Annotated in this window: 13 protein-coding genes; 8 read left to right on the top strand and 5 right to left on the bottom strand. The window is 62.1% G+C overall.

Annotated elements, in window-relative coordinates; genetic code table 11:
* Positions 1–45 precede the first annotated feature (45 nt).
* The 6 genes from pcaD (at position 46) to ACR0CU_RS00825 (ending at position 5,725) form a co-directional block, all read left to right on the top strand.
* Complete coding sequence (gene pcaD / locus ACR0CU_RS00850; RefSeq protein WP_170446002.1) at positions 46–834, top strand: 3-oxoadipate enol-lactonase; 789 nt, start codon at positions 46–48, stop codon at positions 832–834.
* A gap of 11 nt (positions 835–845) precedes the next feature.
* Positions 846–1,559, top strand: a complete 714-nt coding sequence (locus tag ACR0CU_RS00845) for an alpha/beta fold hydrolase (protein WP_480642253.1) — start codon at positions 846–848, stop codon at positions 1,557–1,559.
* Positions 1,560–1,683: 124 nt separating this feature from the next.
* Positions 1,684–2,883, top strand: coding sequence for a TCR/Tet family MFS transporter (locus ACR0CU_RS00840; RefSeq protein ID WP_480642251.1), 1,200 nt, complete (start codon positions 1,684–1,686; stop codon positions 2,881–2,883).
* An 80-nt stretch (positions 2,884–2,963) separates the two neighbouring features.
* Positions 2,964–4,058 (top strand): Zn-dependent alcohol dehydrogenase, encoded by a 1,095-nt coding sequence (locus tag ACR0CU_RS00835; RefSeq protein WP_170444434.1) that lies wholly within the window; start codon positions 2,964–2,966, stop codon positions 4,056–4,058.
* 31 nt (positions 4,059–4,089) lie between these two features.
* The gene (locus ACR0CU_RS00830) at positions 4,090–5,322 is read left to right on the top strand and encodes a mandelate racemase/muconate lactonizing enzyme family protein (RefSeq protein WP_170444431.1); all 1,233 of its coding nucleotides are present in this window, start codon (positions 4,090–4,092) and stop codon (positions 5,320–5,322) included.
* A gap of 115 nt (positions 5,323–5,437) precedes the next feature.
* Positions 5,438–5,725 carry an ArsR/SmtB family transcription factor gene (locus tag ACR0CU_RS00825; protein WP_170340532.1) on the top strand — a complete coding sequence of 96 codons (288 nt, stop codon included), beginning with the start codon at positions 5,438–5,440 and terminating at the stop codon, positions 5,723–5,725.
* Between the two features lie 5 nt (positions 5,726–5,730).
* On the opposite strand, the gene ACR0CU_RS00820 is transcribed toward ACR0CU_RS00825, so the two are convergent.
* Positions 5,731–8,727: a cyclic nucleotide-binding domain-containing protein gene (locus ACR0CU_RS00820; RefSeq protein WP_480642964.1), complete on the bottom strand. Its 2,997-nt coding sequence runs from the start codon at positions 8,725–8,727 to the stop codon at positions 5,731–5,733.
* A 215-nt stretch (positions 8,728–8,942) separates the two neighbouring features.
* On the opposite strand from ACR0CU_RS00820, the gene ACR0CU_RS00815 reads away from it, so the two are divergent.
* Positions 8,943–9,335 carry a DUF3307 domain-containing protein gene (locus tag ACR0CU_RS00815; RefSeq protein WP_093964572.1) on the top strand — a complete coding sequence of 131 codons (393 nt, stop codon included), beginning with the start codon at positions 8,943–8,945 and terminating at the stop codon, positions 9,333–9,335.
* On the opposite strand, the gene ACR0CU_RS00810 is transcribed toward ACR0CU_RS00815, so the two are convergent.
* Positions 9,336–9,797, bottom strand: coding sequence for an Lrp/AsnC family transcriptional regulator (locus ACR0CU_RS00810; RefSeq protein WP_244952314.1), 462 nt, complete (start codon positions 9,795–9,797; stop codon positions 9,336–9,338).
* Between the two features lie 139 nt (positions 9,798–9,936).
* Between ACR0CU_RS00810 and ACR0CU_RS00805 the strand changes: the two genes are divergently transcribed.
* Complete coding sequence (locus ACR0CU_RS00805; protein WP_170444428.1) at positions 9,937–13,365, top strand: indolepyruvate ferredoxin oxidoreductase family protein; 3,429 nt, start codon at positions 9,937–9,939, stop codon at positions 13,363–13,365.
* Here ACR0CU_RS00805 and ACR0CU_RS00800 read toward each other — a convergent pair.
* From ACR0CU_RS00800 to ACR0CU_RS00790, 3 genes are read right to left on the bottom strand one after another with little or no spacing between them, the layout of a single operon-like run.
* A complete protein-coding gene (locus ACR0CU_RS00800; protein WP_170444425.1) occupies positions 13,353–14,084 on the bottom strand; it encodes a hypothetical protein in 732 nt (243 codons plus the stop codon). The genes ACR0CU_RS00805 and ACR0CU_RS00800 overlap by 13 nt on opposite strands.
* A 54-nt stretch (positions 14,085–14,138) precedes the next feature.
* Positions 14,139–15,443 carry an NAD(P)/FAD-dependent oxidoreductase gene (locus ACR0CU_RS00795; protein WP_170444422.1) on the bottom strand — a complete coding sequence of 435 codons (1,305 nt, stop codon included), beginning with the start codon at positions 15,441–15,443 and terminating at the stop codon, positions 14,139–14,141.
* Positions 15,430–16,116, bottom strand: a complete 687-nt coding sequence (locus ACR0CU_RS00790) for a TetR/AcrR family transcriptional regulator (protein ID WP_170444419.1) — start codon at positions 16,114–16,116, stop codon at positions 15,430–15,432. Before ACR0CU_RS00790 ends, ACR0CU_RS00795 begins: the two co-directional genes overlap by 14 nt.
* Position 16,117: the final 1 nt, after the last annotated feature.

Below are 16,117 nucleotides of genomic sequence, written 5' to 3'. Positions count from 1 at the left end.
GCGGCGTAAACTGTCGGAATGATCGCAGCAGAAAAGGCTGACCAGATGCACATCGCTGATTTCGGAGATGTTCGGATTCACTATCGCCTGGACGGTGACCCGGATGGTCCACCTTTGGTTTTTGCCAATTCGTTGGGCACCGACATGCGCTTGTGGGACCCCGTGCTACCTCTGCTTCCCAAAGGTCTGCGCATCATCCGCTATGACAAACGGGGGCACGGCCTGTCTTCGCAACCGGATGGTCCCTATTCGATGGGAAGTCTGGTGCGCGATGCCGAGCGGCTTCTGGACTTTCTCGAGGTGCGGGATTGCGTCTTCGTCGGCCTGTCGATCGGCGGAATGATCGCGCAGGGACTGGCCGTCAAGCGGATGGATCAGATCCGGGCGATGGTCCTGTCAAACACGGCCGCCAAAATCGGGACGCCCGCCATGTGGGCCGATCGGATGGCCGCCGTTCGTGCAGGTGGGATCGAGGCGCTGGCCGACGCAACCATGGAGCGCTGGTTTTCGAAAGCATTTCGGGATACCCCCGATGTCGAGCTATGGCGCAACATGATGGTACGCCAACCGGTGCAGGGGTATCTGGGCTGCTGTTCCGCCATCTCCGGCACGGATTTCTATACGCCAACCAGCGGGCTCAGACTGCCGACGCTGGGAATTGCGGGCTCGGAAGATGGCTCGACCCCTCCCGATCTGGTGCGCGAAACCGTCGATTTGATCCCCGGCTCCCGGTTCGAGCTGATCCGCAAGGCCGGGCACCTGCCCTGCGTCGAGCGGCCCGAGGTCTACGCCGAGCTGCTGAACGCTTTTCTGCGAGAAACCGGACATATCTGAAGGAGGTCACGGTGGCGGAATTTCTTCTTGTTCACGGGTCTTGCCACGGCGCATGGTGCTGGCGCGATCTGATACCGGAACTTGAGAATCTGGGGCATTCGGTCCGTGCGATCGACCTGCCCAGCCATGGATCGGACCCGACCCCAGTATCCGAGGTCACGCTCGAGACATGTCGAGATGCGGTTTTGAATGCCACGACCCCGCAAACGATCCTTGTCGGCCACTCCTGGGGCGGCTACCCGATCAGTGCGGCCGCCGAATTCGCCCCAGACCGGATGCGGGCCCTGATCTATGTCTGCGCCTACGTGCCGGTCCCCGGGCTGTCGATGATAGAAATGCGCCGGCGTGCACCAAGGCAGCTGATTGGCGATGCGGTCGAGAAATCGGCAGACGGACTGTCCTACAGCGTGTTGCCGGACCGGGTGCAATCCCTCTTCTACCACGACTGTCCGGCCGACGTTGTTACCTATGCCCTGGCCCGCCTGTGCCAGCAGGCGATCCGCCCGCAGGACACGCCGTTGGACCTGAGCGAGCGTTTTGACGGAATTCCCAAGGCCTATATCCTCACCATGGATGACCGGACGATTCCAACTGAATACCAGGAAGAGATGAGCCATTGCGCGCCGCCCGAATTGCGCCTGACGATCGACAGCTCCCATTCTCCATTCTTCTCGCATCCGGCGGATCTGGCCCGCCAATTGGACGCAATCGCTACCCGCGTCTGAGATCCGGCCGGGTCAAAGCTGACGTACCGTCAGTCGAGATTTTCGCCTCGATCACAAAAGACCGGGTTACAACACGACAGGCTGACGACTAAGGTCCTGCAAAATAGTTCATTCGTGCGGTTTCATGCGTCTTCCTTTTCTGTTCGTCCTCGGCACTGTCATGATTGATGCCATGGGCATCGGACTGGTCATGCCGATCATGCCTCAGCTGATCGTCGAGGTTCAGGGCGGCTCGCTGGCATCGGCAGCCATCTGGGGCGGGATCCTCAGCACGGCCTTTGCCGCGATGCAATTCCTGTTCGGTCCGGTGCTGGGCAACCTGTCGGATGCTTACGGACGCCGCGCGGTCTTGCTGGTTTCCCTGTTTGTGATGAGCTTGGACTACGTGGTCATGGCCATGGCCGGCAGCATCTGGCTACTGCTGATCGGCCGCATCGTGGGTGGCATCACCGCGGCCACCCACTCTACCGCAGCGGCCTTTATGGCGGACGTTTCGAAACCTCATGAAAAGGCCGCCAATTTCGGTCTCATCGGAGCGGCTTTTGGTGTAGGTTTTGTCCTCGGCCCTTTGATGGGCGGATTGCTGAGCGAATACGGAACCCGCGCCCCATTCTGGGCGGCTGCCGGATTGTCATTTGCGAACTTCCTGCTGGGCCTCGCGGTCATGCCTGAGACGGTAACGGACAAAAACCGCCGCGGATTCCGCTGGCACCGCGCGCGTCCTGATAGCGCATTGCGTGCCATCGCCGCCCTGCCCGGCATCCGACCGTTGCTGTGGGTATACTTTTTGTACTCGGTGTCGATCTACGTCTATCCCGCCATCTGGTCATACTTCACGACCGAGCGTTTCGGTTGGTCACCGCAGATGATCGGGTTGTCACTCGCGGTCTACGGATTGGGCATGGCGGCGGTTCAGGGCGGGTTGATCCGCCCCGCCACCCGCCACTTGGGAGAGCGGGCCACGATTGTTTGGGGCATGATCTTCGAGATCGTCAGCTTTCTGGCCCTGGGTTTTCTCACAAACGGCACGATTGCGTTGATGCTGATTCCGATCACCGCACTGGGCGCCGTCGTGACGCCGGCCCTTCAGGCACAGATGTCACGCGCAACGCCGGATTCGCAACAGGGAGAGCTTCAGGGGGTTCTGGCCGCGCTCCACGCGCTGTCGATGGTGATCTCCCCGTTGGTGATGACCACCGTTTTCGCCCAATTCGCGCGCGTTGATGCAGCATTCTACCTTCCAGGGGCCCCCTTCCTGTTGGCATTGCTGCTGATGCTGGCCGGATTCGTCATGTTTCTGCGCGCACATCCCAGCGAAACGTAACAACGACACGGGAATGACGGTTTCAGCCTTGCGGACCGCAGGTTCCCGCGTCACCGTGGCCCAAACCAAACGAGGGATCCATGCAGACCATCAAAGCCGCCGTATGCCGCGCCTTCAACGAACCGCTTGTCATCGAAGACATCCAGATCGCGCCGCCCGGCATGGGCGAGGTCGAAGTCACGCTGGATGCGGTGGCGATCTGCCATTCCGACATCACCTATGCCAGCGGCGCTTGGGGCGGATTTCTGCCCGCAGTCTACGGGCACGAGGCCGCCGGTGTGGTCTCGGCCGTCGGAGAAGCCAGCGGCGGATTTAAGGTTGGCGATGCGGTCGTGGTGACCCTGATCCGCGCCTGCGGGTCCTGCCCGTCCTGCGCCAGCGGCAAGCCGGTGATATGCGAAACGCCCTATGACACAGTCAAGGGCCCGCTGCGAACCGCAGATGGCGGGCCGCTGGAACAAGCGATGGCCTGTGGTGCCTTTGCCGAAAAGGTCGTGGTCAGCCACCGCCAGATCGTCAAGATACCCGACGCGATGCCCAAGGACGTGGCCAGCCTGCTGTCCTGCGGGGTGATCACCGGCGTGGGGGCGGCGGTCAACGCCGCGCAGTTGCGCCCGGGTCAGGATGTCGTGGTCATCGGCGCCGGCGGGGTGGGCCTGAACGCCATCCAGGGCGCGCGGCTGGCCGGGGCCCGGCGGATCGTGGCCGTCGACATGACCGAGGAAAAGCTGGAAATCGCCAAGGAATTCGGCGCCACGCACGGGGTCTTGGCCACGCTGAAAGAACCGTGGAAGGCGGCCTACAAGGCCCTGGGCGGTCGCGGGGCCGATGCGGTTCTGATCACCGTCGGTGCGATCCCCGCCTATGATCAGGCCCCGCGCTATCTGGGTCGCGGTGGCAAGGCGGTGATGATCGGCATGCCGCATTCCGGCGCGCAATCCAGCTATGAGCCGGTCATTCTGGCGGCCTTGGGTCAGAGCATGGTCGGGTCAAAGATGGGCGACGTGGTGATCCAGCGCGACATTCCGTGGATGATCGATCTGTATGAACAGGGACGGCTTAAGCTGGACGAGCTGATCTCGGGGCGCTGGACGCTGGAACAGATCAACGAGGCCATCGAGGACACCAAGACCGGGTCGGCCAAGCGCAACGTCATCGTATTCGACCGGGGCTGACGGCCCCGGACCACCGGCGGGAGGAGACCGAATGAAACTGCAGGATCTCGACATCATCGTGACCGCTCCGCCCGCGCCGGGCTGGGGCGGGCGCTATTGGATTCTGGTGAAAGTCACCACCGATACCGGCATCACCGGCTGGGGCGAGTGTTATGCCTCCTCGGTCGGTCCCGGGGCGATGAAACACGTCATCCGTGACGTGTTCGACCGCCATATGGCCGGCGAAAACCCCGAGAATATCGAGCTGATGTTCCGTCGCGCCTATTCCAGCGGCTTCACCCAGCGCCCCGACTTAACCGTGATGGGCGCGTTCTCGGGGCTGGAAATCGCGTGTTGGGACATTCTGGGCAAGGACCGGGACCGCCCGGTATACGCTCTGATCGGCGGCCGGATGAACGACCGCATCCGTGCGTACACCTATCTGTACCCGCTGCCGCAGCACAATCTGACCGATTTCTGGACCTCGCCCGAACAGGCCGGGGAAAGCGCCGCCGAAATAGTCCGGCGCGGCTTTACCGCAGTCAAGTTCGACCCGGCGGGCCCCTACACGATGCGCGGCGGGCATATGCCGGCCATGTCCGACATCTCGATGTCGGTGGCCTTCTGCAAGGCGATCCGTGACGCAGTGGGCGACAAGGCCGACCTGCTGTTCGGCACCCATGGCCAGTTCAACACTGCCGGCGCCATCCGCCTTGGGCAGGCAATCGAGCCTTATTCGCCGCTGTGGTTCGAGGAGCCCACCCCCCCGGACATGATCGAGGACATGGCCCGCGTCGCCCGCAATGTCCGCATCCCCGTGGCCACGGGCGAGCGGATGACGACCAAGGCCGAATTCGGCGCGGTTCTGCGCGCCGGCGCGGCCGAAATCCTGCAGCCCGCCTTGGGCCGGGCCGGTGGGATCTGGGAGATGAAGAAGGTCGCCGCCATGGCCGAGGTCTTCAATGCGCAGATGGCGCCGCATCTCTATGCCGGGCCGGTGGAATGGGCCGCGAACATCCATCTCGCGGCCTCGATCCCGAACCTTTTGCTGCTCGAGACCATCGAAACGCCGTTTCATGACCAGCTGATCAAGGGCTCGATCCGGGTCGATAACGGCTTTGTCGAGCCGCCTTCAGCCCCCGGCCTCGGCATCGAGGTCGACGAGGAACTGGCCCGCGCCCACCCCTATTCCGGCGACGGTCTGCACCTGCAGATGCAGGAAGCCCCCTGCGACTATGTCAACGGCAATGCGTTTCAGGGCGGGGCCCCGGCAACCGAGGGATGACAATTTCAGACAAGTTGGTGCATACTGCGTCTACCCCTTATTTCCATCCCCAAGGTACCACGTGACTTTCACTGACGCCGAATTGACGACCCCACAATCCGAATTGCCCTCGGAAATGGAGGAAAGCGCCGCGCAAGCAGCGGCTTTCCTCAAGACGCTGGCGCATCAGGGCCGCTTGATGATCCTGTGCCATCTCGCGGCCGGAGAACGCTCGGTGGGCGAGCTTGAAGCCTTGCTCAAGTTGCGCCAGGCCGCGGTCAGCCAGATGCTAGCGCGTCTGCGAACCGAAGGCCTGGTTTCAACCCGCCGAGAGGGCAAGACGATCTACTATTCGCTGCGCGACGGCAAAGCCAAGCAGGTGATCGAGTTGATGCATTCCCTGTTCTGTAGCCCGCAGGCCTGAACCTGTCAGCGTGATACATAGCCTGCGATCACCTGCAACAGCTTGAACGCGGTCGCAGCATCGTTTTCCACCACGGCCAGGAACTCTTCCTCGCCGATACGCAGGCAGGTCAGATCGGTTTCGGCCACCATGCTGAGTGCACGGGGCTCTTTGCGGATCAGGCCCAGTTCGCCCACCAGGGTGCCGCTGCCGACGCGGGTCACCAGCCGATCCTCCTCGGGCGGCTGCGGCAGGTACAGACCCGCTTCGCCGTCGATGATCATGTAGGCACCATCGGTCGGCTGGTCATCCTTGAGGAACACGACTTCGCCGGCCTTTGCCTCGTACCAGCGCGCACCAAAGGCCAGCAGCCGCAGCTGACGACGATCCAGCCCCGAAAACAGCGGCGTCTGTTCCAAGGCACGCAGCTTTCGCGTGAGGTCCGCCGAGGCTGCACTGTCACCTTCGACATCCGACGGAACCTGATCGGACACTACGCGCCCCTGTCGGATCTCGACGAACATGTCGAAAGCGCCGGGGTTCTTGAACTGTTCGTTCAGGTAGATGATCGTGGCGTCCGGAAGCAGCTCTCGCAGGTTTCTGAACACAGCCACCTGCGTGTCCATGCCATAACTCGCCAGCGCGTTTTCCAGTATAAGGATATCCGGCTTCTTGATTGTCGCGCGGGTAAAGGCCAAAGGCTCGGCCAGCGCGGCCGGCAGGTTCTGCCCGCCCAGCGCGACCGGTACATCGTAGATCAGCTCAACCACCAGCGGACGGGCTCCGTTTTCGGTCAGCACGTCTGCGATCACTTTCCGAACCTCGTCCGACCGCGCGCCCCCGATCTGGCTGACCTTGCCGAACAGCGCATTCTCCATAACCGTCAATCCGGGCGCAAAGGTGGCCGGGTCCAGCGGCTCGAACACGTCGTTCAGGCGCTCCATCAACTTGTCGGAATGGCTGTGCCGCAGTTCGAGGATGCGGTTCTTGAGCTCTTCGGAAAAGGCCGGCCCAATCTGTTCGGCCGAGATCACGAAAGGCACGGCCAGCAGGCTGGCCAACTGGTCATCGTCCAACCCCGATGCGCCGGTTTCCCGGGTCCTCTCTACCAGGTCGACAGCGGCTTCGTAGGTGGCGGCCTCGAGACCCAGCTTGCGGAACAACGGGTGATCCGTCCCGTCCAAACCAAAGATCTGACGCAGCATTTCGATCACGTCACGTGTCAGGCCGACCAGTGTTTCATCCAGACCCAACTCGCGCAACTGCCCCAGGAAAACGGTCTGCCGGGCCAGCAACTCTTGAGTCACCTGCACGCGTGGCACAGCAAACAGCAGGTTTTCGGCAACGGGCAGCGCAGCGTTGTACGTCATGCGGTCGAAAATCAGGGCTTGCGACTCCAGACCGGCCTTTTTGACGGCGTCCTGCACTAAGGGCCGCAGCTCGATCAGCTTGGCAGCAAGGTCGGGGTGTTTTTTAGGATCGAAACCCAACTCGGCCCCGCGTTGGAACAAGGTGGGCCCGGAGCCCAGTCCGTCGATCAGCTTCAGCCACCAATCGCGCAGCTGCTCGGCCGTTTCGAACCCGGCCAGGGAAGGGTCCAGCCAAGTGGCCCGGAAGGGATCGGGGCTGTTGCCCGCACGCAGCGTTTCAAGGTGGTCCGCGTCCTCCGGTGGAGCGGTCAGAGGCCTGAGCTGCATCGGCATCATCACGTTGCCGCCAACGGTTCCCTGGAACATCACCGGTCGCGATGTGGCATGACCGATCCGGGCCGCCACGACGGCCTGGTGCAGCGAGGACAGGTTAACACCCCCGATTTCGACCCGGCCCGAACTTGGCAGGATCTCCCGGGTCAATAGATCCGCCAGGGCCCGGCGGTCCTCTTCACTGGGGGCCGCGATCCCTATGGTCTTGCCGGCAGGGAAGGTCAGGTTCAGATCATCCAGAACCTGATTGCCATCCAGATCACGCACCGAGACCTGCTCCAACTTGATCGGGCCATTCAGGTGCGGTCGGCTGTCGGGCTCGCCTTCGAACAGGCTTTCATCCAGCATGCCGCTCGGGGCGAACCGTTCGATGACCACCTCCCAGCGCAGAGACATGTCCTGTGTCTGGTTGTAATAAGTCAGCAGCTCCTTCCAGGGCGAGCTGAGGTCCTTGTAGGCAGCGAGCGCGGCCACGAGAGCACCGAGCGAAACTGACCCCTGCAGAACCAGCAAACCACCGACCAGGTAGAATAGGAACGGAGTCAATTGAGAGATGAAGTTGTTGATGAACTTCATGAAGAATTTTTTCTGGTAGATCTCGAACCGGATGCTGAACAGCCGGGACAGTTGATCTGAAATCAGCGCTCGGCGATGGCGCCAGCCGCCGTTCTGCCGCAGGGTTGCCGCGCCTGCTGCATTCTCGCCGATCTGAGCGGCCAGTACGCGCACCTCTTGGATCCGGCGCTTGTTCAACAGGTTGATCTGGCGCTGCAATCGCGGGATCAGCCAGGCCTGCAAAGGGATCAGAGCGACAGCAGCCAATCCGAACCAGACGCTTTGCAGGAATAGAAAGGACAGGATTGTCAGCATCTGCCCCGCCTGAAGGACAGGCTGGCTGATCGCATCGCCCATCAGCCCGCCCATCGGCTCGCTTTCGGCGGTGATCATCGAGACCAGTTCGCCCTGACTGACGCGCTCGAAATAGGGTTGAGGAAACAACAGTGCCCGGTTGATCAACTGGTATCGGAACCGGCGCAGCATTCGTTCGCTGAGAACGCCTTTCATCGTGTTGATGCGCATCTTCATCAAACCATGCGCCAACACCGCCGCCAAAAAGGCGAAGCACAAAATTACCAGAAACGTCGTCTGCGACAGACTGTATCCCCAGACATCCACGATCTCGCTGGAGGCGCCGATTGCGTCGTTGATGATGCGTTTGGGCAATTCAAGCGTCAGGTACAGCAGCGGGAACAAAGTTGCCGTCACGGCCAGCAGAACAAGCTGATCACGCTTGGAATACTTCCAAATAAATCCAAAAATTGAACGTTCTATGGCCCCTGCCCCTACTGGTGACCCGAAACTGTTTTGCAGCGATCCTGCCGCGGTCAAAGCAGCACGACGGTACTGCAATCGCGCTTGGATAGGCAAATGGTTTCCAAGGCGAAAACTATTTCGACTTGTGTGAACTAGTTCATTTGCGATCCTGTCTCATAGCCCTTAGTCTGAAGGTCAGGACGATATCGGGAGGGTAGTTTTTGCCTGCTACACTTGGCACTGTGTTGCTTCTGCTGTGTGCACTGCAGATCAAACACATGTTTGCCGATTTCTACCTTCAAACGCCCAAGATGCTGTCTGGGCGGGGGGAGTACCTGCATGTCGGGCGCGCACAGCATGCCGCGGTGCATGTTGTGGGCTCAGTCGTGGTTTTCCTGATATTCGGCGCGCCGCTTTCGTTCATTCTGATCATCGGTGCGCTTGAGTGGATCGTGCATTTCAATATCGATTTCGCCAAAGCCAGCTACTCCGACAAGAAACAATTGCAACCTGATCAGGCCGCCTTTTGGCGAGCCGCCGGTCTGGATCAATGCCTGCACAACCTCACTTACATCGCGATGGCCTGGGCCTGGGTTGAATTCGTCGCGCGGTAGTCAGAACTCGACCGAACGATTGCGTTTGACCGCGCGCAGTACCACATTCGTTTGCGCACTTGCCACGGCCGGCAAACGAAACAGAAACCTCTCCAAAAAGACGTTGTAGGCGGCAAGATCGGGACACTGCACTCGCAGGTGATAGTCTGCCTGACCGGTCGTTGCGAAACATTCCTGAACTTCCTTGCAGGTTTCGATTGCCCGGATGAACTCCACGATCTTGTCGGGATCATGCCGCGTCAGATGCACATGTACGATCGCCTCGAACCCCAACCCCAGCGCGACCGGGTTCACAACTGCGCCGTAGCGTTCAATGATCCCGGCCTCTTCCAATGCGCGCACCCGTCTCCAAAGGGCCGAGGTCGACATACCGACCGCGTCGGCTAGGTCCGCATTCGACACACGGCTGTCCCTTTGTAGCAGGGTCAGAATCCGGCGATCTCTGTCGTCCAGCTGCATCATTTGGTAAACCTTTTCGTCTTCTTAGCGTTTATCGGCAAATTTTTTCGAAATGATATCAAGCTTGCGGACCCATTGGCACAACATTTCGCAAATACCGAACTACAGTTGTTCAATCTCAAAGCCAATCCAGGTCCAAGCCATGAGCCGCCACGACAGCACTCTTCGCACTTATCAACTCACAGACCGGTACGAACAGACCGAGGATCGCGTGTTCCTGACCGGCACGCAGGCGCTGGCGCGCATCCTGATGGATCAGGCGCGGCGCGACCGCGATGCAGGGCTGAACACGGGCGGGTTCGTCTCGGGCTATCGCGGCTCGCCCTTGGGCGGGCTGGACCTGGAGCTGTGGCGCGCGCGCGAACGGCTGAAATCCGACCGCATTACGTTTATGCCCGCCGTGAACGAAGATTTGGGCGCAACCGCCGTTCTGGGCGCGCAGCAGGCGACGCTGGACCCGCAGTGCGAATTCGAAGGCATCTTTTCGATGTGGTACGGCAAGGGGCCGGGCGTCGACCGCTCGGGCGATGCGCTGAAGCACGGCAACGCCTATGGCTCGGCGCCCAAGGGCGGCGTGCTGGTCGTGGCCGGCGACGACCATGGCTGCGTCAGCTCCTCCATGCCGCACCAGTCCGACGTGGCCTTCATGGCATGGTTCATGCCCACGCTGAACCCCGCGTCGGTCGAGGAGTATCTGGAATTCGGCGAATACGGCTTTGCACTGTCGCGGTTTTCCGGCACCTGGGTCGGGTTCAAGGCGATCTCGGAAACCGTCGAAAGCGCCCGCTCGGTAGAGCTGCGCCCCGACCGGCAGTTCATCCTGCCCGAGATCGACCTGCCCCCCGGCGGGTTGCACGTGCGCGCCGCCGACCTGCCCTCGCCCGAGATCGAGACCCGCATCCAGCACAAGCTGCGCGCCGTGCGCGCCTTTGCAGAGGCCAATCCGATCGACCGGCGCATCTATGACATCGACCACGCCAAGTTCGGTTTTGTCACCACCGGAAAGGCGCATCTGGACCTGATGGAGGCGCTGCGCCTGCTGGGACTGGACGAGGCCGCCTGCCGCCGTCTGGGCATCGACATCTACAAGGTCGGCATGGTCTGGCCGCTGGCTCGGCGCAACGCGCTGCGCTTCGTGAAGGGCAAAGCCGAGGTTCTGGTCGTCGAGGAAAAGCGCGGCATCATCGAAAGCCAGTTCAAGGAGTATTTCTATGACTGGCCCGGCGACAAGCCGCACAAGATGGTGGGTAAATACGACAGCCACGGCGAGCCGCTGATCCCCTGGACGGGTGAACTCAGCCCGCTGATGCTGGTACCCATCGTGGCCGACCGCCTGCACCGGTTCTTCCCCGAGGAGGATCTGCCCGCCAAAGCCAAGGCGCTGACGGACCAGCCGCCGAAACTGATCAACGTGCCCGGCGCGACCCGCACGCCATATTTCTGCTCGGGCTGTCCGCACAACACCTCGACCAAGGTGCCCGACGGCTCGATCGCCGCCAGCGGCATCGGCTGCCACGTCATGGCTTCGTGGATGGATCGCCACACCGTCGGCTATGCCCAGATGGGCGGCGAAGGCGTGCCGCATGTGGTGGCGTCCAAGTTCAACGGGGGCAAGCACATCTTCCAGAATCTTGGCGAGGGCACCTGGTATCACTCGGGCTCGCTGGCGATCCGGCAGGCGGTCGCGGCCGGGACCAACATCACCTACAAGATCCTCTACAATGACGCCGTGGCCATGACCGGTGGCCAGCCGGTGGACGGCCCGGTCAGCGTCGCCGGCATCGCCCAGACCTGCCGCGCCGAGGGCGTGGAACGGATCGCTGTCGTCTCGGACGACATCTCGAAGTTCCACCACGCGGATTTCCCGTCGGAAACCACGTTCCACGACCGCGCCGAACTGGACACCTTGCAACGCGAGTTGCGCGAGATCCCGGGCGTGACCGTTCTTATCTATGAACAGACCTGCGCCACCGAAAAACGCCGCCGCCGCAAGCGCGGCACGATGGAGGACCCCAAGCGGTTCGTCTGGATCAACGATCTGGTCTGCGAGGGCTGCGGCGACTGCTCGGTCGAGTCGAACTGCCTGAGCGTCGAGCCGCGCGAAACCCCGCTGGGCCGCAAGCGCAGGATCAATTTGAGCTCGTGCAACAAGGATTTCTCGTGCCTCAACGGATTCTGCCCCAGCTTCGTGACCATCGAAGGCGGCGAACGCCGCAAACGCATGGCAAAGCTGGATCTGGCAACACTCGAGGACGGGCTGCCCGACCCTGCCCTGCCCCGTCTGGACAAACCGTTCGAGCTGCTGGTCACCGGCGTCGGCGGCACGGGTGTGGTAACGGTGGGGGCGCTGATCACGATGGCGGCCCATCTCGAGGGGAAAGGCGCCTCGGTCCTGGATTTCACAGGCTTTGCTCAGAAATTCGGAACCGTTCTCAGCTATACCCGTTTGGGCGACACTCCGAACGCATTGAACCAGGTCCGCATTGATCAGGGCGCGGCCGATGCGGTGATTGGTTGCGACGTCGTCGTCAGTTCGGCCCCCAAAGCCTCGGCGCACTACCGCAAAGGTACGCGCGTGGTCCTGAACCGGGCGGAAATGCCGACCGGCGATATCGTTTTGCGCCGCGACGCTCAGTTGCAGGTAAAAGCCCGTGAACAGGCCATTCAGAACGTGGTCGGGGCGGAAAACCTGTTCGGTTTCGACGCCAATGCGGTGGCGGAAACCCTGCTGGGTGATGCCGTGTTTGCCAATGTGATCATGCTGGGTTTTGCGTGGCAGCACGGTCTTGTGCCGGTATCGCAAGTCGCGCTGGGTCAGGCGATTCTGCTGAACGGCGTCGCTGTCGAGAAGAACCGTCTGGCTTTTGCAATCGGGCGCAACATGGCGGTTCGTCCGGACAGACTGGCGCTGCCTTCCGACGACGTTGGTTCAGACGAAACTCTGGATCAGATGATTGCGCGCCGCACCGCCTACCTGACCGAGTATCAAAACGGGAAATATGCGCAGGCCTATGCCGATCGTATCGTCGCCCTCCGCTCGGCGCTGCCGCAGGCTGACGAGACCCTGCTGCGCAGCGTCGCCCGCAACCTGTTCCGCTTCATGGCCTACAAGGATGAGTTCGAAGTCGCGCGGCTGATGACTTCAGACCATTTCGCAAAGGATCTGGCCAACCAGTTCGAGGGCGATTTTGCGGTCCGCTTCCACATGGCCCCACCCCTGCTGAGCCGCAAAACGGACGCCCGGGGCCGACCGCTGAAAAAGGCGTTCGGACCTTGGATGCAGCCGGTTCTGCGGGGCCTGTCAAAAATGCGGGCGCTGCGCGGAACAGCTCTCAATCCGTTTGGCTATCACGCCGAAGCGCGCCTGCACCGCGATCTGCTGAATTGGTACCAGGGGCTGGTGGACCGCCTTGTGGCCGAGTACGGGGATCGGGATGCCGAAACGTGGCAATGCATCTTGGCCTGCGCCGACGAGATCCGCGGTTACGGCCCGGTTCGGATACAAGCGGCCGAGACCGCCAGACGAAAGGTCGAAGACTTGTTGCGCGCGCCGCGCGCTCAGGCCGCCTGATCCATCGCCGAGGCTTTGTAGGCCGCAAGCCAAGCCGCATCCAGCCGGTCGACAACGGCTGGATCGAACCGCTCTTCGACCTCCCAATACCGGCCGGATGGCACCACGTAGCCCACCTCACACTCGGCCTGCAGCAGAGCATCGACGTGTTCCGTGCGCGGCAGGGCCTCGGGGATCGGTTCGGTACGAGAGACGGACGGATAGACCAGCCGGCTGGGTCCAAAGGACAACCGCACCACATTGCAATCCTGACGCGCCGCCAGCAGCGCCAGCCGTGCCGATTTCGCCTCGAGCGAGCGCAGGGTGACGTCTGCGCGCAAGGGATCGGCCGTTCCCTGGCCGTAGAAATGCGTATTGCCCGAGCGCGGATAGACCATGTCGCAGCCAAAGAAGGCCATCACTGATGGTTTGAGGGCACCCAACGCCCAGTACCCGGCGGTAAAGGCCATGGTGCCTCCGGCATATACGAAGCCGCCATACGCGTTCTGGATCGGGACATAATCCTGCGCCGTCACGATACGCTGTGTCGCTGTCAGACAGTCGGGGCGGTTCTCGGCCGGGAAATCCTCGGGGTGGATCAGAAAATCCCAATCTTCGCGGATGCGCCAGGCGTTGTTGATGGCCGCGATGTGAGTGAACGGCCCACGCGCCCATTCCCGCGCCGCCAGCGCTGCGGGCGCACTCCCCAAGATCAGAACTCTGGTGTCATTCTCCGCCATCGCGCCCGCCCTTTCTCAGTGTTTCCCGAGAGCTAGCGCGTTTGTCCGGCTTGGCTAGCCAAGGACGGAAAAACTGCTCTCTGCGTTGATCGGGCGCCTGCGAGAGTAGAAGCCGACGTCGATGCGGCGTTGGATATGTGGCAATTGGAATTGCAGCGGCCGGGTGTCGTGATCGTCACCGCCCTCGCAATACTCGACCAGCGCCGCCATCATCTTGCCCGCGATCGGCGCGTTCTTGTATTGGTTTCCGCTGGTTCCGCAGGCCATGTAGAAGCCCGGCAGGCTGGATTTATCATAGATCGGGATCCAGTCGGTCGAGGCGTCATACAGATCGACCACACCCCGCGTTCTGGACGGGATGCCCAGGCTGGGAACGCGCTGCGCGTATCGCATGGCCTGCGTCGTCCACTGGTCGGTGAAGTCGTGGTTGTAGTGCACATCGTCCTCGCACCACTGATGTGGGTCGCAGTCCGGGTCCTCGGATCCGATTAGGATATGGTTGCCATGTTCCGGCCGGCAGTAGCAGGCGATATCGCCGTCCGATACGATGGTTCCCTGACGCTCGAAATCGAACCCTTCCGGCGCGGGAACGTGGACCACCTCCTGCCGCAGCGGGCGGGTTTCGATGGTCATGTCGTCCAGCACACCCGCCATGCGGTTGATGATCGACGATCCCGGCCCGGCCACGTTGATCACCACCGGCGCGTGAATCTCTTCGCCCGAGGCCAGCCGGACACCTTTGACCCTGCCACCTTCCTGCAAGATTTCGACGACCTCGGCCCCGGTCCGCACCTGCGCGCCGCGCTGCGTGGCCGCTTGCATCAGGTTCTGCGCCGACAGGGCCGGGTCTGTGACATAGCCGGCCTTGGGCCAGAACACCGCCCCCTGCATCCTGCTGCCATTGGGCTGACCGAAGGCTGGGTCGTCCATCCGTTTGGCCGGGGCAAAACTGTCCAGATAATAGATCGGCAGGCGGTCGAGTATCTGTTCGGCCGACCATTCCTCAAACAGGCAATCCAACTCGGCGCTGTATTTCATGTGCTTTGACAGGTGGCCGTTGGCCTCGGTCTTCATGACAAGGCACCCAGTCTCGCGGAACTGCGCCAGATCGGCCCCGTTGGGCAGACCCAGATAGTCGGCCCAGTCGCGCCAGTAATGATAGCCCTCCCAAGCAAAGGCGGTGCCGTCGAAGGTGGAGTAATGCATCCGGATGATCGCGCAGGACCCGGCGGTCGAGCCATGCCCCACCTGCGCGTTGCGGTCCAGCGACAGAGTCTTCCAGCCGGCCTTGGCCATCTCGAACGCGATGGCCGCGCCGATCACGCCGGTTCCGATGATGATTGCGTCAGGCTGGCTCATGGTCCGCTCCTCCCTCCCAACAGCGCTTGGCATAGGCGCTGAATACCTCGATTTCCTCGGGACGCGGTTCGACCCCGGTAAAGACGTACAGGTAATGCGGCACCAGAGACAGGCGCGTGGCCAACGGCTCGTTCAACTGCGCCAGATCATAGCCGATCTGCATGTAGTACAGCACGCGCGCGCGGGTCTCGGCCTCGACCGCCTCATAGCCATGGCGGGCGAACATGGCGCGCAGCGCGGCCAAGCGGCGGGCATCGGACTGGTCCAGCATCCGCCGCACCTTGCCCGACCGCCGCGCCCAGTCGCGCACGGCAAAGTCCAGCGCCGTGTCGAACAGGGCGGTGTTGACCACGCAGCGATGCACGTTGCAGACGGCGGCGGTGATGGTTTCGGCCGGGGCCTCGGCCTGCGCGATCAGGGCGGCGGTGTTGGTGGCCTGCCAGCGATCCAGCAGCGCGTCCAGCAGGTGCTGCCGGGATTTGAAGTACCAGTAGAACGAGGACCGCGACACCGCCATGCGGTCGGCCAGGTTCAGAACCTTGACCTGCTCGACCCCGTCCGAGATCAGCACGTCCATCGCCACGTTCAGCCAGTCGTCGCGCGTGACCTTGACGTTGCCGACCAGAGGCTCGGCCTTGGGGTCGTCACGATGCAGGATGGGTTTGCTGTTCATC

It is taken from the genome of Ruegeria sp. BC2 (assembly GCF_056539245.1).
The sequence above is the reverse complement of the archived record's forward strand: the minus strand, read 5'-3'. Positions and strand labels throughout refer to the sequence as shown.